The sequence below is a fragment of the Candidatus Cloacimonas sp. genome, from assembly GCA_035403355.1.
In the GTDB taxonomy this organism is placed as follows: Bacteria; Cloacimonadota; Cloacimonadia; order Cloacimonadales; family Cloacimonadaceae; genus Cloacimonas.
The window spans coordinates 1-19,778 of record DAONFA010000006.1 but is presented as its reverse complement, the minus strand read 5'-3'; the positions used below and the strand labels follow the sequence as shown (position 1 = coordinate 19,778).

At 39.5% G+C, this 19,778-nt stretch carries 13 protein-coding genes; 9 read left to right on the top strand and 4 right to left on the bottom strand.

All coding sequences use genetic code 11. The annotated features are described in order from the left end of the window. Nucleotides 1–470: 470 nt before the first annotated feature. Entirely contained in the window at nucleotides 471–1,748 is a 1,278-nt protein-coding gene (locus PLE33_02965; protein HPS60206.1) for a glycosyltransferase, read from the bottom strand. Next, a complete protein-coding gene (locus tag PLE33_02960) occupies nucleotides 1,745–2,878 on the bottom strand; it encodes a glycosyltransferase (GenBank protein ID HPS60205.1) in 1,134 nt (377 codons plus the stop codon). The genes PLE33_02965 and PLE33_02960 overlap by 4 nt, the downstream gene beginning before the upstream one ends. 474 nt (nucleotides 2,879–3,352) lie before the next feature. On the opposite strand from PLE33_02960, the gene PLE33_02955 reads away from it, so the two are divergent. The 9 genes from PLE33_02955 (at nucleotide 3,353) to PLE33_02915 (ending at nucleotide 13,800) form a co-directional block, all read left to right on the top strand. Beyond that, the gene (locus PLE33_02955) at nucleotides 3,353–4,648 is read left to right on the top strand and encodes a PcfJ domain-containing protein (protein ID HPS60204.1); all 1,296 of its coding nucleotides are present in this window, start codon (nucleotides 3,353–3,355) and stop codon (nucleotides 4,646–4,648) included. Nucleotides 4,649–4,774: 126 nt separating this feature from the next. Further along, entirely contained in the window at nucleotides 4,775–6,328 is a 1,554-nt protein-coding gene (locus PLE33_02950; protein HPS60203.1) for a carboxyl transferase domain-containing protein, read from the top strand. Nucleotides 6,329–6,347: 19 nt separating this feature from the next. After that, nucleotides 6,348–6,536 carry a hypothetical protein gene (locus PLE33_02945; GenBank protein ID HPS60202.1) on the top strand — a complete coding sequence of 63 codons (189 nt, stop codon included), beginning with the start codon at nucleotides 6,348–6,350 and terminating at the stop codon, nucleotides 6,534–6,536. A gap of 12 nt (nucleotides 6,537–6,548) precedes the next feature. Beyond that, nucleotides 6,549–8,534: a pyruvate carboxylase subunit B gene (locus tag PLE33_02940; protein HPS60201.1), complete on the top strand. Its 1,986-nt coding sequence runs from the start codon at nucleotides 6,549–6,551 to the stop codon at nucleotides 8,532–8,534. Between the two features lie 122 nt (nucleotides 8,535–8,656). Then, nucleotides 8,657–8,800: a four helix bundle protein gene (locus tag PLE33_02935; protein ID HPS60200.1), complete on the top strand. Its 144-nt coding sequence runs from the start codon at nucleotides 8,657–8,659 to the stop codon at nucleotides 8,798–8,800. Between the two features lies 1 nt (nucleotide 8,801). Further along, a complete protein-coding gene (pyrR, locus tag PLE33_02930) occupies nucleotides 8,802–9,338 on the top strand; it encodes a bifunctional pyr operon transcriptional regulator/uracil phosphoribosyltransferase PyrR (GenBank protein HPS60199.1) in 537 nt (178 codons plus the stop codon). Beyond that, entirely contained in the window at nucleotides 9,304–10,119 is an 816-nt protein-coding gene (gene pyrF / locus PLE33_02925) for an orotidine-5'-phosphate decarboxylase (protein HPS60198.1), read from the top strand. The genes pyrR and pyrF overlap by 35 nt, the downstream gene beginning before the upstream one ends. 223 nt (nucleotides 10,120–10,342) lie before the next feature. After that, a complete protein-coding gene (locus PLE33_02920) occupies nucleotides 10,343–11,584 on the top strand; it encodes a T9SS type A sorting domain-containing protein (protein ID HPS60197.1) in 1,242 nt (413 codons plus the stop codon). A gap of 398 nt (nucleotides 11,585–11,982) precedes the next feature. Beyond that, nucleotides 11,983–13,800, top strand: a complete 1,818-nt coding sequence (locus PLE33_02915; protein ID HPS60196.1) for an asparagine synthase-related protein — start codon at nucleotides 11,983–11,985, stop codon at nucleotides 13,798–13,800. A 93-nt stretch (nucleotides 13,801–13,893) separates the two neighbouring features. Here PLE33_02915 and PLE33_02910 read toward each other — a convergent pair whose 3' ends face one another. Both PLE33_02910 and PLE33_02905 read right to left on the bottom strand, forming a co-directional pair. Continuing rightward, nucleotides 13,894–15,756: a M14 family zinc carboxypeptidase gene (locus PLE33_02910; protein HPS60195.1), complete on the bottom strand. Its 1,863-nt coding sequence runs from the start codon at nucleotides 15,754–15,756 to the stop codon at nucleotides 13,894–13,896. After that, a partial coding sequence (locus PLE33_02905; GenBank protein HPS60194.1) for a gingipain R occupies nucleotides 15,757–19,778 on the bottom strand: 4,022 nt, incomplete at its 5' end.

The window sequence follows — 19,778 nt, the reverse complement described above, 5'->3', positions numbered from 1 at the left end:
AATGGTGAATGGTTAACGGTGAAGGGTGAACGGTGAAGGGTGAACGGTGAAGGGTGAACGGTGAAAGGTGAACGGTGAATGGTGAAAAGTGAAAAGTAATACCCATTTTCTCTTTTACTCTTTTACTCTTTGTTCAAATCTCTCTTTAACTCTTTTTCTCTTTGTTCAAATCTCTCTTTTACTCTTTTTCTCTTTGTTCAAATCTCTTTTTTACTCTTTTTCTCTTTGTTCAAATCTCTCTTTTTCTCTTTTACTCTTTTTCTCTTTTACTCTTTGTTCAAATCTCTCTTTTACTCTTTTTCTCTTTGTTCAAATCTCTCTTTTACTCTTTGTAAAAAATATCTTTCGGTGTCTTCGGTGTCCTCGGTGGCTAAAATAAATTATCTCGCCATCTCACCTTTTCGCTTACTACATTCTCAATTCTCAATTCTCAATTCTCAATTAACTCTCTTTTCTCTTTGTTCAAAATCTCACTCTTTTTTTAACAAAGACAGCAGGCGTTGATTAAGCTCCGCTATCTGTTTTTTCCTATCGTATTTATCTGCCAGATACTGGAATTGCAATTCTTTTTCTCTATCGGCAAATAACTTTTCTATACAGGATTTGATTGCTGAGGACGATTCCATCGGGCAGATATAATTTTGTCCACTTTCTTTTAGTAGTTCAGCGGCTTCACCGTTAGCCGGAATAAGAGCCAAAACAGGTTTTTTCAGGCGTAAATATTCAAATATTTTACTGGTGAGAGTTCCCTTGGGGCTATCGGAATTTATCAAAAGCAGTAAAGCATCGGAAGCAAGCATAGCGTTTAATGCATCTTTATGGCTTAGCTGAGGGATTATTTGCACCAGATTTTCTATTCCGCTTTGTTTAATTTCCTGCAGAGTTTCAAGGTGATAATTTCCATAAAGACGCAGGGAAAAGTTCTGCGGGAGTTTATGTTCGTTTTGCAAGTCCTTCAATGCTTTCAGCAGCCATTTTAACGACCTTTTGGCATACAGCGCGCCAAAATAGCTTAAAACATATTGAGAGGGGTCTTTCGGCACGGGAGTGATAGCTGCGAAATCTTCTTCATCGGGTCCGTTGTAAAGAATAAAGGATTTAGCCATCAGATTTTTGCCAAACTGCTCACTAATATCTTCAGCGATACCTTTAGTAGCGGTTACTATTAAAGACGCATCCTGCAGTAGCTTTTTTTCCGTGTTGCGTGCATAAAGTCGGTTCAGATAATTTCCCTGCAGATTATAGTCCTTTAAAAGAGTCCAGTAATCCCGCATTTCCAAAACATAAGGCAGCTGAAAGCTTTGGCTTAATTTTCTGGCAGCGACAGCAGAAGAAAAGGGACCGCAGGAAACATAGATTAGGTCATATTTTTCTTCAGCCAGAAGTTTTCTGCCTTCTTTCAGTAAATTGGGCAGCCACAACACCTTATCGTCCAAAGGATAAAGCCGTCGGAGGAAGAGTTTGTATCGTTCCGGCGTATTATGATAGATTTGATTGGAGGCATTTTTATTTTTACCGCTTATTTTTTCCAGAAGGGACATCGGGTCGTAAGAAGGAATATGGAAAATCCGGTGGTGGCAGCTTTCTGCTAACAGACCGTTATCGTAATAGTTATACACAATATTGCCGACTGTAAGAACATCAATCAGGTTACCATTTTGGCTAAGGTATTTCACATTCTTTATGTTGCGTAAAGAAGCCGGTCCTGCCAAGGGAGGGTAAAAATAACTGATAAAAAGAATGTTCATTTGCGGATAAGTCCGTTAACTAATTTAAACAGTTCCGGCTCAAGGGCTTCCCAATTATATTTACTTTCAGTTAATTTAAGGCATTTTTCGCTCATCGCCTTATATTCATTTTCATTTAAAGCCAGCATTTTAGCACAGGCATCAGCTAATGCTTTAGCTTGATATGGGGCACAAATACCTAATCCGTTTTTTTCTATCAGTGCTTTCAGCAAAGGGGTTTTGATGGTAATAACTGGAAGTCCTGCAGCCAGATATTCCAATACCTTAAGCGGAGTAGAAAGACGCAAACGCTTATTTTTAGGATTAAAAAACCACAGCCCGAACCGACAGCGTTTTAGCAAAAGGCCTATTTTTTCTGCCGGAATCCAGCTTTGATAATAAATAATCGCATTCAAATTATATTCATTGATGCTTTGATTGAAGCGTTTTTCGGTTTCCTGCTTAAAGAATTTACCCAAAATTAGCACTTTCAAAAAAGGGAAATTACTTTTCAGCAGGGAAATCATCTTTAAAATTTTAAAGATGCCACGCTCTTCGGTTAAGCCACCAATATAGATAAAATCAAAGTTCATCTGACATAGCTGTTCCAGAGAACCGGGTATATTGCATTCATAATCCCAAACATTTTTCACCGGATAATTCGGCAGCACTAAAAATGGCTTGCTTTTATTTCCTCTCTGCAATTGTTTTTGCATCTCCAAATTTACCGTGAAGACGGCATCGGCAATTTTCATTAACCGCTTTAAGCCGCATTGATATATTAAACAGGCAGGAAAACGCAAAAACCGGGGAAATCTTTCACTGAAAGAAATGGCAAAGAATTCATGGACATCAAAAATAACCTTAAAATGCAGCTTTTTTTTCATCGCCCAGGCAATTAGCAAAGTTAACGGCTCCACACATATAAGCAGCTCCGGCTGCAGTTCCTTTATTTTTTTGCCTAAATGCCAGATAGCATACCAGCGAGAAGAAACATCCACCACCATTTGATAGGGATTGTGAGTGTTATTTACTACTCCATTAGTAGTAATTATATATGTTTCATACTTTTTGGCTAAACTTATGCCCAGTTTATAATATAAACGCACATCATTTGTTGGATGAGCGTTAGAAACAATGCATATCTTCATTATCGGAGTTGCCTCTTCATTTATCCATTTTTTTTAACATTCTTATGCGCTGTTTTTATGTCAAGGGGAAATGCGAATTTTGCTCTTTTCATTATTAAAAACAGGGCAACAATAATGAACGATGAGGACACCGTCCTTCCGGAAGAAAAAAAAGGTGTCTCAGCGAGCTCCGACTACACAAAATTGTAACCGGAAGTAGGTTTTGACTTACTGTCAAAACCTGGCTCGGTTTACATCGTGAAATTTACGAGGGGTTTACGCCTCCATCGCGATCATTATGTTGCCTTTTGGGCTCGGGCAAAGGGCAAAGAGAATAGAGTTTATACTACCCTGTTTTAAAAAATAGGGTGATAGAAAAAAAAGCGGGTTTTATCTTGACAGTTTTTTATAAACCGGAATTAGCATATAGCTTGAATCTCAGAAACAAAAACATAAGTGACGGAAAAGTGATAAATATATAGGAGGAGTTCTTCTATGGCGAGTGAAATTAAACCCTTCGTTCCTGATTCTTATCGGAAAATAGATAAAAGTGCCCTTGTCTTCAATCCGGAGCAAGGCAAAATCTATCATTATACGAGGTATAGAATAGAAGTTATACGCCTTGCAAAACCCTATCCTGCAGCATATTCTAAGATCTTGAAGAATAATAATTGGCAGTGCGATATGCCCTATAAACCCTTTCCTTTTCTATTTACGCCTCCCAATCTTCGGAATTTGGAAAGCCCGGTTTACGCCATTCGGAAAAATGCTTTGCACAAAGCGACTATCTATAAAAACATTGTTGCTTATGTAGGCAAAGAGCAAGTGGATTTATTGAACCGTTTTCCCGATCGTTATTGGTTTCTCTATTGCCTGTTAATTAGAGGAGGGAATTATGCTTTTGAACTGATGCAATCCAATCCTGCCTTGGGTTATTTACTTGGTGCTCACGCTATTTTTCATCCCTTAAAAAGCAAGAAATATTGGCAATCGGCAATGCGACTGGTGAAAATTAAACGCAAAGACATCCTTGCCTATTTTGGTTTTCCTGCTTGCGAAACAATGGTTAAGACCTTTGCCAAAATAAAGCCGCAAAAGCTAAACACTAATCTCTATTTTATTCTTAGAACTTCTTTACAAAACAATCCTGCCTTGCTTAGGCAACTCTCTTTTTTTCCGGTGCACAATGCTTACAGCATAGTTCTTGTCTGCCGAAGAGAGGAAAAAATGATTAGCTATAATTGTATTGCGGAAATCGCTACAATGAACGAAGAAGAAGTCGTGGATATCAGTCGTCTGATTAATGATATTAACCGAATGTATGCTATTTGTGAAACAAATGGGATACCGATTAAAAAACCGAACTTGAAAAATATAACAGAGATAAAAACCGTTCACGATGAGTTGGTAAATCAGATAATTAAGCTGAAACAGATAAATCACACCCAATTTCCTGCCGGAATAGCTAAAGATATTAAGTGTGATACCCTTTGGATTGAACATATTCACAATTCCGTGGAACTCTATATAGAAGGTGAGGAAATGCACCATTGCATATATTCTTATCTTTATGATATTAGCGATAGTTTCTCTTACGCGGCTAAAATGCTTTATCCTGAACGCCTTACAATTCTTTATCGTAGAACCCGATTTGGCTTGGAGTTAGTTGATGCCCGGGGAAAATTTAATGCGCTTCCCGCCAATGAAAGCTTTTACCTGATTAATCTTTGGCTGCAAGGTAATTTTGCTGAACAGACGGCTTTGCCGGAGGAAAAATCACTTTCCTCTTAAGGAAATTTGATTTGACAAAATAAAGCTTAATAAGAATGTGCTTTATTAAGTTAAAATCAATACCCGCAATAAAAAACAGGATAGAGAAAACACAAAAATAAAGTTAAGAAATAGAGAGGATAACTGATGCAATCCACAAAAGATGCAATCCAGGGCTTACTGGAAAAAGAAGAAAAAATACTTCAAATGGGTGGTGAAAAAGCCATTGCCAAACAAAAACAGGGGGGTAAATTAACAGCCCGGGAACGGCTGGGACTTCTTTTTGATGAAGGCACTTTTCGGGAATTGGATATGTTCGTTTCGCACCGCTGTGATAATTTTGGTATGGAAAAAATAGAAATCCCTTCCGATGGCGTTATTACAGGTCATGGTTTAGTAGATGGTCGTCCTGTTTTTGCTTTCAGTCAGGATTTTACTTCCCGAGGTGGTTCTTTGGGAGAAATGCATGCTGCCAAAATCTGCAAAATTATGGATATGGCTTTAAAAAGCGGAGTTCCTGTAGTGGGCATTCAAGATTCAGGTGGGGCAAGAATTCAGGAAGGAGTTGATGCTTTAAAAGGTTATGGAGACATCTTTTTCCGAAATTCCCGTGCCAGTGGAGTTATCCCTCAAATAACTGCAATTATGGGTCCCTGTGCTGGTGGAGCTGTTTATTCTCCAGCAATGACGGATTTTGTTTTTATGGTAAAAAACACCAGTTTTATGTTTATTACCGGTCCCGATGTAATTCGTGCCGTAACAGGCGAAGATACAAATCAAGAAGAATTGGGTGGGGCAATGGCTCATAACAGCAAAAGCGGCAATGCCCATTTTGCCTGTGAAAACGATGCCGATGCCATTGAACAGATAAAAGTTCTGCTCTCCTATCTGCCTTCCAATAATATGGAAGAACCACCAAGAGTTCAGAACCTTGATGACCCGTGGCGGGTATGTTCAGAATTGGATTCCATAATTCCTGATGACCCAAAGATGGGTTATGATATGCGGGATGTTATTCATAGCGTTGTAGATAACGGTATCTTTTTTGAGCCCCATTATTATTATGCCCAAAATGTGATTATTGGTTTTGCGCGCTTAAATGGAAGGGTAATTGGTATCATAGCCAGTCAGCCAGCTGTTTTAGCAGGGTGTTTAGATATTGATGCTTCCGATAAGGCAACGCGTTTTGTGCGTTTTTGCGATGCTTTTAATATTCCCTTGGTAACTTTTGTAGATGTGCCAGGATACCTTCCCGGAACTCATCAGGAGTGGAATGGAATTATTCGTCATGGAGCAAAACTTTTATGGTGTTATTCTGAGGCAACAGTTCCCAAATTGACAGTCGTTACGCGCAAGGATTATGGAGGCAGCTATATAGCTATGAGTAGCAAACATTTAGGAGCGGATATGGTTTTTGCCTGGCCTATGGCAGAAATAGCTGTTATGGGTGCACAAGGCGCTGCTAATATTATTTTCCGCAAGGAGATTAACTCTGCAGAAAATCCTGAAGCAAAACGGCAGGAAATGATTCAGATTTATGAAGCGCAATTTAATAATCCTTATGTAGCAGCTGAACGAGGTTATGTGGATGCTGTTATCGTCCCTTCGCAAACCCGTAAACGCTTAATTGACGCTCTGGAAATACTTTGCACCAAGAGTGAAAGTTTGCCCCCGAAAAAACATGGGAACATTCCTCTATAATAGAAAAGGGAATTGAACGATGAAAGACAATAAAGAAATTGCCGCTATCGGAGCTGTGATAGCCCTCATTCAAAGTGAAGAAACAGCTATAACTTTTAAGGAACCGCAAAGAGGAATTCCCTCTCAACCCTATACTGCTTACGGTAGAGCATTAACAATGCAATATCGCGATTTAACGCAAAGAAGAATAATTAAAAGAAACAGATAAAAGGAGACATAAATGGATAAACATAGTTGCGTAGAAATGACTACTATGCATTATGAACCGAACCGACCCAAAGCGGAAAATCCTGTTAAAGTTCAGGATTTAACTTTTCGGGATGGGCATCAGTCACTTTTTGCCACCAGAGGCAGAACCGAAGATATGCTAAATGTGGCAGAACTGATGGACCAGGTTGGCTTTTACTCTATGGAGGTTTGGGGCGGAGCAACTTTTGACACTATGCATCGTTACTTGGGAGAAGACCCCTGGGAAAGAATTAGAGTGCTGAAAAAACATATTACCAAAACCCCGTTTTCAATGTTATTAAGAGGACAAAATCTGGTTGGTTATCAAAATTATGCGGATGATGTTGTAGAAGCATTTGTCCAGCGCTGTTGCGATAACGGCATTGATATATTTCGGGTGTTTGATGCTTTGAATGACTTTCGCAATTTTATAACCGCAGTTAAAATCATCAAGAAAAACAAGAAAGCATTTGAAGGCGCAATCTGTTTTTCTTTAACCGAACAAAGAATGGGTGGCGATATTTATAATATTGAGTATTATGTAAGTAAAGCCAAACAACTGGAAGAGCTTGGTGCTGATACAATTTGCATTAAAGATATGGCAGGCATAGTTGCTCCTTATGATGCTTACGAACTTATTAAGGCACTGAAGGAAAATGTGAAAGTTCCTGTTCATCTGCACACCCATTTCACTTCCGGGATGGGGGACTTGGCTTTGTTAAAAGCTATTGAAGCAGGAGTTGATATTATAGATACTTGTGTAGCACCCTATGCTTATAGAACTTCTCATCCGGCTATTGAACCCCTGGTAATTTCTCTTTTGGGAACCAATCGGGATACCGGTTTTGACATCAAACTTTTAAACAAAATCGGCAAAGCAATGGAGAAAGATATTCCTAAGTATATGGAATTTGCTGATACTACCAAATTCTCCATAATTGATACCGATGTAATAATTCATCAGACCCCGGGCGGAATGCTTTCCAACCTGGTAAATCAATTACGCCAAATGGATGCTTTGGATAAGCTGGACGATGTGTTTAAGGAAATTCCTAAGGTGAGAAAAGACCTGGGTCAAATTCCTTTAGTTACTCCTACCAGTCAGATTGTTGGTATTCAGGCAGTTAATAATGCCTTGTTTGATAAATATGAAGGTGAATATTCCCGGATTACGGAACAGGTGAAAGACCTTTGTTATGGTCTTTATGGAAAAACTACTTTACCCATCAATCCGGAAGTACAGAAAAAAGCATTGAAAGGTTATCCTAAAGGCGAAACACCAATAACCTGTCGTCCCGGAGATGTAATTCCTCCTGCTATGGAACAAGTTCATAAAGAATGCGAGGGCTTGGCTAAAAGCATTGATGATGAGCTGATTGTTGCCCTCTATAACCTCACCGGCAAAAAGTTCTTAAGAATTAAATATGGCTTGGAACCAATGCCGGAAGATATGAAGCCCAAAACCCTGGAGGATATTAAAAAAGAAGAAGAACTGATTGCTAAAGCCAAAGCAGGTAAACTGATAGAAAAAACGGAACCGCAGGATAAACCTAAAGACCTACGTCAGTTTGATGTTTTTGTGGATAATACTTATTACCTGGTAGAGGTCTCTGAAAAAGGAGCAACCCCCAAAATTATCAGTTCGCATCCTGCACCCCAAACTTCAGACCCGGTAACAAAACCGGCTAATAATTCAGGTTCCCCGGTTAAGCCATCCAATCCTGCTCCTGCACCAAAACCTGCTCCCGTAGTTAATTCTGAAGGCGGAACCAAAATAACTGCCCCGATGCCGGGAATGTTTATCAGATATGAAAAAAAACCTGGTGATTCTGTTAAACAGGGAGATACAGTCCTCGTTTTGGAAGCAATGAAAATGTATAATAATATCCCTTCTCCGGTTGATGGAGTGCTTGTGGAAGCACCTTTTAACGGAGGAGCTAATGTTGCCAAAGGGGATGTGTTAGCAGTTGTCAAGTGAACGGTGAACGGTGAACGGTGAACAGTGAACGGTGAAGGGTGAACGGTGAAGGGTGAACGGTGAAGGGTGAACGGTGAAAAGTGAAGGGTGAAGGGTGAACAGTTATGTGTAATTATAAAAATATGCAGGTTTGGAAAGTGAGGATGTTACTCTGTGCGGATATTCATCAACGGACACAAGAATTTTCCGGGTTGGGACAGTATGAACTTACTGCCCATCTCAGAAGAACAGCTCTTTCCATACATTGCCCCTTAGTAAGGAGGTAAAATGCAAGTAAAAAGTCAAATAATGGACAAAGACCAAATGGAGCGTTCCCTGCAAAGAATGGCTCACGAAATTATTGAACAGAATCGCGGGTTGGAAAAAATCCGTCTGGTGGGTATTCGTTCGCGGGGAGTTCCTTTGGCAGAACGTCTTTCCAGTTATTTAAAGCTTATATCCAATCAGGAAGTTCCGGTTGGCATTTTGGATATAACTTTATATCGGGATGATCTTTCTACGATTAGTCATCAGCCGGTTATTAAGGGCTCGGCAATTGATTTTGAGATTGAAAATGCAGTTGTTGTTCTTGTGGATGATGTTCTTTACACAGGAAGGACGGTTCGTGCCGCCATTGATGCTTTAATGGATTTTGGCAGACCGAAACACATTCAGCTGGCTGTTTTAATTGATCGGGGTCATCGGGAACTGCCTATTAAAGCGGATTATGTAGGCAAAAATGTGCCCACTTCCAAAGAGGAAATAATTAAGGTCTCTCTGGAAGAAATTGATGGTGAAGATAGTGTTAAAATCGTTTTGGTATAAATATCAGGAACGCTATCAAGAAATAAAATCAGTGCTTTGTGTAGGGCTGGACCCTGAACTTGGGCAGCTTCCGGAAAGCGCAAAAAAAACCGCCAATCCGATTTGGGAATTTAATCAAGCCATTATTGAATCAACTGCTGAATTTGCTTGTGCTTATAAGCCCAATTTGGCATTTTATCTGGCAGATGGAATGCGCGGTTTGGATGCCCTTTATAAAACGGTGGAATTCATTCCGGAAAATATTCCTGTGATTTTGGATGCGAAAATTGGGGATATTGGCAATACTATGACTGCCTATCTATCTGCTTTTTTTGCTGACCTCAAAGTGGATGCCATCACCTTAAATCCTCTTATGGGAAGCGATGTTATGCAGCCGATTCAAGAAAGAAATGCTTTTGCTTTTGTTTTATGTTTAACTTCCAATCCTTCAGCCGCCGATTTTCTGAAAGAGGGTATGGCAGAAAAAATAGCTGACTGGTTGCAGAATTATCCAAAGGAGAATTTCGGAGCCGTGATAGGTGCAACTTATAGTGCAAATTTAAAAGCAATGAGAAACTTACTACGAAACAGAATATTGCTAATTCCCGGAATTGGAGCTCAGGGTGGAGACCTGAAAACAGTTTTACAAGAGGCAAAAGATAGTTTGGCAACACCCAATATTTTGGTCAATAGCTCAAGAGGCATCATTTTTGCTTCCCGGGGAAATGATTTTGCCTCTGCTGCCGGGAAAGAAGCAAGAAGATTAACCCTGGAAATGAAGGATGCTTTAAGCAAGGAGTAGTTGCTAAAAAAATAGAACTCAGATAACTGGACAACTTGGATTAGCAGAATTGATGAAATAAGTAATATTACAGTTAAGCTACTTCTTAATCCGTAACATCCCTGTTGCATATCTCTGTTGTCTAATTTGCTTTTTCTTGTTTTTCGCTTATTTTTTATATGGAGCTTACAAGGAGTTTGGTTTACTTTTTTTTTTACTCTTTTTAAGGAAAGAGGAGGCGAAAATGAAGAATATTTTTATCTTTGCCCTACTGATTTGCGCAATATCATGTTCTGCCTTTCAAGTTGATGCCTTCGGACCTGTGGCAGAGGACTTTTCTTGCGCCAATTTAGATCAAATGCCCGCGAGTTTTGGAATTCTGATAAATAATCAGAAAAAACTTTGCCTTTGGGAAAATGGGGTCTGGAATAGTTATTCCTATTTTGATTCAGGTTTAACTATTAGAGGCACTTATATGCTGAATGCGGATACGATGCTGGTTGCTATGGGAGATTTAACTTTCAGCGATGGCATTTATAACTTTGATGTTAACACGCATAACTGGCAACTGAATGAATGGTTTATAATGCCTAATTTTGTAAAGTTCAATCCTAATAACCAAGTGTATTATGTAGGTGAAAGGGATGGTCTATATCGTTCAGCGGATGGACATAACTGGACCAGGATAACCTCCTTGGGCTCAAATGTATGCAATTCTATTGCCTGGTATGAAAGTAATATCATAACTAATATTGGTCAAATGGTTTATTATTCCAATGATAACGGACTTAACTGGCAGCAATCCTCCATTAGTAATCTGCGTGGTTTCAGGTTTAGTGATAATGGAGCTCTTTATGCCATTATGGATGTAACAAGTGATTCGGATGGACTTTGGCTTTCTAATGATTTTGGTGCGAATTGGACAAATATACACTATACTTCTGCTCTTTCTTGCATCGGTCCTGTTTACAATGGTAATGTAACCTTTGGCTGGGGAGAAAGTAATGCAGAAAGCAGCTTTGTAGGTATGTTGAATTCTTCAGGGGAGATAACCTATTTTAATCATCCTCTACTTAATGCCCCGGTTAAACAGATGGATATCTTTCCCTATATCAATACCCCTTCTTTTTATGTTTTGAATTCCGGGGGTTGTTTCTTTGTAACCGGTTTTTTGGTAGGAAATGAAGACCCGGTTAGTCCTGAAATTCCACCCGCAAAAATATCCGCATTTCCCAATCCGGCAATATCTTATGCCGATATTTATTTAACTAAAACCGGCTCTGAACCCTGTGCACTGAATATCTATAACCTCAAAGGTCAGAAAGTGAGAGATTTGAAGGTTACAAAAACATTAAATGAACAAACCCTATCCTGGGATTTGAAAGATAATCACGGTTTTCCCGTATCTGCCGGAATGTATCTTCTCGTTTTGCAGGATACAAAAGGAAACTGCCTGGCAAAAACAAAATTAGCTGTAGTCAAATAAACGGTGTGGGTTTTGGCTTACAATTTTCACCCGCCTTCAATGTAGCCACACCCCAAACTTATAGTTCACTTACAACCGCTCTTTAGCTGATCTGCAAACCTGAAAATTGTGAGGTAAAACAAATAATACTCTCTGGTTTCTTTATTCTTTTTCTGTCACCAGATATTTGTTTAGCAGTTCCTGTTTTTTGGCGATTTGCGGCGGATGAGATTCCCGTATCGTTCCCATATCGCGATACGAGAACGATACGGGAGTCATATCGGAAGGTTATTGAGAAAAAACGGGAATTTATTTGGTGTTCAGAAACCTGGCAAACACTTTTTCAGACCCGTTGAATTCAGAAAAAGGATTTGACAGATATCCACTTAAAGCGGATTGTGCTTAAAACTATCCTGCGAATGATTGCAAACAAAGGAGAACTAATGCCGGGAATAAATTGCCTGATAAACCCTAAAGGCATAACACAGCAGACCCAAAAGACGGTGGATGATTACCTGCAAAGCTTTGGGGACACTTTTCCACATCTGAAATTAGTATCCCTTTTACCTTGCAGAGAAGTGCTGATAACAATTTCGCAGCATAAGGGCTATCAGGTTCGGACAGAAGAATTTCAGGGCTGGCAAATTTTTCACGAATTACAGGAGAACTCCTTTTTAACACCCGCTTTTAAAGATATTTTAGAACAACTACAAAATCCTGAAACTGCGTTACCTGCTTTACAAGATAGCTGGAAAACAAACCTCAACCAAATTAATAGCGGTTTTTTCCTGCTTGCCGTAAACCCTGTTTTACACAAAATAATCTTTGCCAATGATGCTTTAGCCCGTCTTCCGGTTTACTACACAAAACAAAATGAAGGTTTTATTTTGGGTAGAGATATTTCTTTTGTGAAGGCAATCAGCAATCAGTTGGCTTTGAATCCGCTATTTCTGGCTTTGTATCTTTCCCTGGCTTATGTTCCCGGACGAGGCAGTTTTTATAATGAAATAGAGACAATAGCAGGTGGAACTTTAGGGATATATGATTGGCTAAGTGACAATTTACAAATAAGTTCCCAGCCGGAATTGAGGTTTGTAGAGCCCAACTATGGTATTTCAGCCAAAAAATGGCTGGCAGAACTTGAGGAAACATTTACAACTATATGTAATTCTTACTCTTCAAAATTGCCCGAGATAATATCTTTAAGCGGGGGAATGGATTCGCGATGTGTGGCTGGAGCGCTTAAAAGAAATAATCTTGATTTTGCTGCTATTTCCTTTCTGGATGCTGATCATACAGCGAAAGACGATGTTTTAGTTGCTATGCAAACAGCAAAATTATTGGAAAATCCCCATCAGATTTTACGGCTTTCTCCCTGTTCTCCTGAACATTATGAAAAGTTATTTTATCTGAAAGCGGGCATTAATTATCTATCTGTAACTATGTTTCTGCAATATCTGGAAATGACTTTGGCTCTGTATCCGGAATCTGCTTTATTTTTAACCGGTGATGGCGGCGATAAAGTAATGCGTTATCTTTTGCCCGATAAGCAATTAACTGACGAAAAACAGTGGCTGGATTATTGGTATAATAAGAATGCTGTTTTTTCTCCAAAGGTAGCTGCAGAACTATTTTGCATTCAACAGAAGGAGATGGAAGAATATCTCCTCAATCTTATAACCACCTATCCCACCATGGATTATAACTATAAATATGCTTATGCTCTTTTAGCTGAACGTTCTGCGCGTTGGGCTTTTGAAGGAGAAGACCGCAATCGCTATTACTTTCGTTCCGAAACCCCTTTTTTGGATTACAGGTTTTACCGGTTGGCAATGCAGATTCCGATGGGACAAAAGAAGGATAATCTTTTATATTATCGCTTTTTAGCCGAGCTTTCTCCGGAGCTGGCAAAATTAAAGTATGCTCATCATCAATGGTCTCCTGCCAAAATGCAAAATCCCTTCTACCGCTGTGTAGTAAATAAAACACGCAACTTCCGCATTCAATATAGAAAACCAAAAGCAGACATTAAGTTGCAACCGAAATTTGCGGAACAGGAATATTTAACAACCCAAATCCTGAAACAATGCCCCAATTCCCTTCTTCAGGATATTATGCCGGGGGCTAAAGATATTATTACAATAGAATACCTGCAAAAATTAACCCCAAATCAGCTCGGAACTCTATACACCTGCCTCCGGGTTATTACAGATAAGTGTAGTCGGAGCTCGCTGTAGCTTCGCAACTATAAATTCATTTTGCGGAGGAACAGCATCCTCCGACTACACTATAGACACGGACTTTTAGTTGGCAGGATGCTACCCTTCCAACTACGGATAAAGCAATTGGCAAGGTTCAGAAACCTTTATCCAATATGCTTTTCCCGGCTCTAAAACACTTAAAGTTCCCCCTGATGAGGGATTCCAAACAGAGGATAAATAACGCACTTCCTGTGTTTTAGATATAATAGAAGCAATGGCACCAGCAACAGGCAATGAATTATCCGGCAAATAGGGGACTAAATTCCAACCGGTATTTAAGGCAACAGGATAGTTTGCAGTATTCAGTAATTGACCCTGAACACTGAGATTTTGAGCAGAAGAATTATGCACCCAATAACCCTTGGCACTTTGTAGCGATGAAAGTGTATTAAAATATGCAGGCATTTCAGGGGCATAACTTTTTGCCGTATCTTTAATCTGCAGAAGGTTACTGCCAAAAACGGAGCTGAAATTATTCGTTCCCAAATTTACATTGAAACTGAGTAAATTCCATCCCGGGCTAAGAGTAATTTGTTGATAGTGAGGAAGTTCACCCATAATTACAGATAGCTGAGTTGCTGTGTTGGCATTAACAACTATTCCGTTAATGGTCTTATCGGGATAGCCACTGGCAGAAATGGTCAAACTATAAGTTCCCGGGCTTAAATACCGGTAAAAATCACCCTTTGAGGGATCGGTTATCACTGTAGAATAGCTGTTATCGTAATTATTAACAGTAATCGTAGCAGATAAAGGATTTCCGTAAGGGTCTTGCACAATTCCGTGAATTCCATACATTGCCTGTTCCAGATAGGAAATCATTGCTTCGTAGTTATAATTCCAATAGTTAGGCAAAGTAGAAGCAGACGGCATTTTAGTGTCGGATATTTCTATAGTTACTTCCCGGCAATGAGCAGAATAATTCATCCAGTCCTGTCTGCCACCTGTAATTACATACCAGTCCGCTCCATTAGATATACCGTTGGAAGAAACGCTGGTAAAATAGCCGGAAGGTCCATTAGCAATAGCATTATTGGCATAAACTAAGGAAGTAGAAATATACCAGTTCTCATCGGGATGAGCTGTATAAGTGTAATCCCAGGGATAATTTACAACCTCTGACCCCCCATGAAAATTAACGCTGTAAACAAAGTGATGATTATTTGCCAAATTCATCATCAAGGTTGCTTCCTGCTGTAAGGGTTGACCGCTGTATTGATTGCCGTTGGGATCAGGAAAATTGCGGTTTAAGTCATAACCGTTGTAATTATATCTTCTGGCTCCGGAAACAGTGCTGTTGCCTCCATAATATGTTCCATCAGGGTTGGTATTGGGGCAAATCCAAATTTCCAGATTATTAACTAAAGCGGTTAAACGCTGATCGGTTCCATAACTGCTTAAAAGGGTATCAATTAAACGCAGCATTAAAACAAAGCCCGTGGTCTCATCTCCATGAATTGTTGAGGAATACATAACTTCCGGTTCCGCTTCCTGAGTGCTTACATTATCAGAAATCCTGGCAAACAGGATGCTGCGTCCGTTAACTGTAGTTCCGGCATTAACGATTTGGCATAAATTGGGATAATTAGCAGCAAAGGAATTCATTGTGCTTACATAACTATCATAAGTAGGATAGCTATCCCAAAGTTTTACTTCTCTTACTTCCGAACTCATTATCGGTTCTGTTAGACATGCTGGAGAAGGCAGGAGTTGGGTTTTTAAGCCCAACTCCATAAAGTTGCTATATTCTTCATCGTTGGCATAAGCATAAACCCAATTACCGTGAATGTTATCAATAGAGATTATTTTGCTTATCTCAGGGAGAAGGGTTTTATTCACCAACTCAAAACGGAAGTAATACTGATTCCACTCTTTGGCTGATAACATAAATGCCAAAAGCAGAAGCAGAGCAATAAGGATGGTTTTTCTCATTTATTTGCCTTTACTGATTTCAATTTGCTCCGCTCTAACCTTGAAGAAACATTTTTGCTGCGTAACAGGAACTTCCCAAAATAAACTTGCCGTAGAATGAACCAGCTGATAAGTTCCGTAGGGCTCGCTGCAGGAATAAATACGATAGTTATTAGCATTCGGAACTGCATTCCAGGAAAGGCGATAACTGTTTTGATAGCTTAACAGATTAACCTGCGGAGGAGTAAGAACAATATTGGTAGTGCCATTCAGGGTAACAGGACTTTCCGCAGAACCATAAACATTACCTGTTTGCATAGTAAGGGTCTCCTGCACAGGATAAACAGTATCGTTGGCGGAAGAATAAATCTTGAATTGAACCATTTCTCCTTCGGCAGCAAGATTTACTAAGATGGTAGAATAGGTAGTTGCTCTATCAATTAACACAATTTCCCCGGTGCCTCTACATTCATTATTTACAAAAGCACCTACCAAATCATTCAGCTGAGCCGGAATTCCTTCAATAGACACTTGGGCATATACTGTAGAAGGATTTATGGGATAAACAACAGGTTGCCAATCAGGAACATTTACAGGATTAACTATCACCGTCACATTGTCATAAGCAGTCAGGTCTGTATCGCTAACTCCAAAAGTAATATTTTCACTACCTACCCAATTTTGGTCTGCAGTGAAAGTTACCTGGGTTCCGATAATACTAATTTGAAGATGAATATTTCCGCTCACCGAAAGGGTTAAAGGATCGTTATCGGCATCGCTGATGTAGGAAGCAAAATTCACATTCAAAGTGCCGTTTTTATCAAAACTGAAGCTCTCCGGCAGATTTATCTGTGGAGAGTGATTACCGGAAGAAACATTCATCGTTACAGGAATGGTTTTTAATGGATGAACGGGATCGTTACTTTGAATAGTTAAAACTGCATTATAAACGCCTTCTGCCATTCCCGCAGCGGAAAAATGACCGTTAATTGTTTGATTACCACTGGCTGTAATAATTCCGCTATTTGGAGTTACAGTAAACCATTCTACAGGAAGAAGAGAACAGGCAAGCGAAATCTCACCGCTTAAAGTATGTGGCTCAGCACCATAAACATCGCCATTTATTGTATAGGGAAGAACAATTGGAGTAGTTAACAAAGCACCGATGGTTACATTTACAGTAGCAGTAGCTGATTCTGAACCCTGAATTAAACCATATCCATAATCAGTTTCACCAAACCAACTAATGGTAATACCTGTTCCGGTTGTTAGATCAGGAATTAAATCTCCACCACTACCGCCAACAAAATTAGTAGCGCTATTAACAGTTACTCCCGCAGGGAAAGTAACAATCACTTCTTTCAGCCATTCTGTATCGGTGCTGGCATTGGTTACGGTGAAAGTCCAGTTAACCGTTGTTCCGGGAGTATATTCCGTTGCGTTCAAAGTTAAAGTAGAGCCCTGAATGCTTTTACTGCCAGTTGTTTTTACAGGACTGATAACTTTATCTCTGCTATCAGTTTCGCTTACTGCAATAGAATAAGTTAATGCTTGTGAACCGGTATTACTGATAGTGAAATTCTGAGTGCTTTCCGCTCCGGTAGTTAAAGTTGCAGATAAGGCATTAGGATTTACTGATATAGTTGGAGGAATGTATCCACTACCTGTAACCGGTAAAGATAGATTGGATTGGGTTTGGCTGTTACTGGAAATTGTAACATTGCCGTTATAGCTGATTGCAGAAACAGGTGAGAAGCTTAAGATATAGTTTTTGCTTTGTCCTGCAGGAATAGAAAAGCTTAAAGTATTACGAATTTCTTTAGCAGCAGCAGAAACGGTATAACCGGTTGGAGTTGTTATAGAACCAGTTAGAGTGGACCCCCCGGTATTTATAATCGTGAAATTCTGGGTGGAAGTTGTTCCTGTTGCTACTGAACCAAAGGAAAAAGAAGCAGGATTTACAGATATTTGAGGGTTACCGGAGACGGCAGTTAAGAATAATTTTACATTAGGTCTATAAACGGAAGATGAACCACCGCTAAACACATTGGTTTGATCAGCAGAATCATTACGCGTAAATCTATAACCATTTGCTATAGAAGTATATTGCACTGTTCCTGTTGAACTGTAACTGCCTATCACACCATAAGCTGTATCAATTAAGATGTTATCCGTTCCATTCCATAAAAATGGCGTGCTTAAAGTCAGCATATTGTAACCGGTTGTGGAAACAGTATAGCTGGCATTAGTATAGACCGTAACCAAATTAGTATTATCAATCCAACTGCTAACATCTGTGGCTGTGGTATGTTTCATTCTTACCACAAAATTCGGCATTGTTTTACCTGGCAAACCAGTAACATTAAATCCCAGCTGAGAGATATATACAGAGCTAACTACCCCGGCGGCATTCAACTCAGCTTTTGTATAAACTGATTGGCCATGCAAGCTTTGATAATAAACATTGATTGGAGATGCTTCATTTGTTCCCGTGCTGGAAGTTCCGGTTCCAATAATTGCACCCGTCTCAAAAACATTGAAAGGTGTAGCTGTAACTGTTGCAGTAGAGCTTGATTCTCCAGTTGCATAAACAGCTTTAAGATAATAGCTGTAGGTTGTGCCATTCACTACTGCCGTATCTGTATAGGTTAGACCGGTAACCGTAGTTAGCAGTGCTGAATTTTTATATATTTTATAACCTGTTGGTTGACCTGAAACAGGTGCCTGCCAGCTAAGAATAACACTTCCATTTCCCGGAGCAGCGGTTAAGTTCTGAGGAGGGTATAAAATACTTGCATTAGGGAATATTTTTATTTGCATATTGGGCAAGCTGGTAGAACCGGTCAAACTTGTTGGAGCAGCCGAATCACTATGACTACAACGAACACGAGTTGTAGTTGCTGTAGTATAAGTCCAGTTAGGATAGCTGGTAGTATATGCCTGGTTACCCTTTACAATCAAAATTGCCAGATTGGAACCATTACAAGTAAATTGAGGGCTTAAATCAACAGACATCCATCCGCTGGTAGCATTATTAGTAAAGGTTCCACTATATACTTGAGTGTATCCTGTGGTAGAATATGTTCCATCGCTCAAAGAGGATTCAGTAGTATTTTTCATATAGATGGTTACTGCTTCAATAGGGTTAACATCACTACCATTGGCTTTATAAAAACCAAGGGACTTAATTGTTCCGGCATATTGAAGTTCTGAAGCCAGGTAAATTGCCTCAAAAGCTGAATAGTTATAATATCTATCCAGAGGATAGGTCTGCGTAGATGTTCCGGTTCCAATAGTAACAACAGTTGGAGCTCCAATTTCCAGATTTTGAGTTTTAGCAGCTGTATAGGCACCGGCTGTAGCACTAAAATTAAGTGCTGCTAAAGTTCCTTGACTCATTGAAGAGGCAGCACTGATACTAAAAGTAAGGTTAGCACTGCTTCCAGCGGTAATAGCGTTAAAACTGGCGGAACCATTATTGATAGTTATTCCAGTGGTAGTAGAGGTTAAAGAAGCTGACCCGGCAAGGGAATTAGCACCTCCGGAATTGTTTAAGGGAATGCTTAAAGTTGCTGTTTCCCCGGGATCAAGATTACCGTTATTATTTCCTGTCGGGTCACTGATAGTTATATTTCCGAAAGCAAGAGCAGGAGCAGCAAAAGTTTTAGTAAAATTATATTCCCAGGTATTAGTTCCGGAAGTGGTAGTAATTTTGAAGTTTGCCTGCAGCTGGTCTAAAATATTATTAGCCACAGTAAAACTGAAAGCATTATTTTTTACTAAAGTTCCCCCCGCAGCAATAGCAGCAAGGGTTTCCGTTCCGTCAGTGATTGTTATTCCGGCAGTTGAACAGGTTAAAGTAGCGGTAGCGGAACTGGAGGCAACTTGACCTAAATTTTTGAAAGTTACACTATAGTAACCGGTATCGTTATATTCAGGAATGTTGTTATTACTATCACTATAGGTTACACTGTCAACACTGATATAGATGGCATTCCCATATTTTTTTACCGGAACCTTATTTTCATTTGATGCTGGTCGAT

What these genes read in the sequence shown, in the direction of transcription:
- PLE33_02965 (HPS60206.1), bottom strand. Translation starts at nt 1,748, where the DNA reads ATGAACATTCTTTTTATCAGTTATTTTTACCCTCCCTTGGCAGGACCG.
- PLE33_02960 (HPS60205.1), bottom strand. Translation starts at nt 2,878, where the DNA reads ATGAAGATATGCATTGTTTCTAACGCTCATCCAACAAATGATGTGCGT.
- PLE33_02955 (HPS60204.1), top strand. Translation starts at nt 3,353, where the DNA reads ATGGCGAGTGAAATTAAACCCTTCGTTCCTGATTCTTATCGGAAAATA.
- PLE33_02950 (HPS60203.1), top strand. Translation starts at nt 4,775, where the DNA reads ATGCAATCCACAAAAGATGCAATCCAGGGCTTACTGGAAAAAGAAGAA.
- PLE33_02945 (HPS60202.1), top strand. Translation starts at nt 6,348, where the DNA reads ATGAAAGACAATAAAGAAATTGCCGCTATCGGAGCTGTGATAGCCCTC.
- PLE33_02940 (HPS60201.1), top strand. Translation starts at nt 6,549, where the DNA reads ATGGATAAACATAGTTGCGTAGAAATGACTACTATGCATTATGAACCG.
- PLE33_02935 (HPS60200.1), top strand. Translation starts at nt 8,657, where the DNA reads ATGCAGGTTTGGAAAGTGAGGATGTTACTCTGTGCGGATATTCATCAA.
- pyrR (HPS60199.1), top strand. Translation starts at nt 8,802, where the DNA reads ATGCAAGTAAAAAGTCAAATAATGGACAAAGACCAAATGGAGCGTTCC.
- pyrF (HPS60198.1), top strand. Translation starts at nt 9,304, where the DNA reads ATGGTGAAGATAGTGTTAAAATCGTTTTGGTATAAATATCAGGAACGC.
- PLE33_02920 (HPS60197.1), top strand. Translation starts at nt 10,343, where the DNA reads ATGAAGAATATTTTTATCTTTGCCCTACTGATTTGCGCAATATCATGT.
- PLE33_02915 (HPS60196.1), top strand. Translation starts at nt 11,983, where the DNA reads ATGATTGCAAACAAAGGAGAACTAATGCCGGGAATAAATTGCCTGATA.
- PLE33_02910 (HPS60195.1), bottom strand. Translation starts at nt 15,756, where the DNA reads ATGAGAAAAACCATCCTTATTGCTCTGCTTCTGCTTTTGGCATTTATG.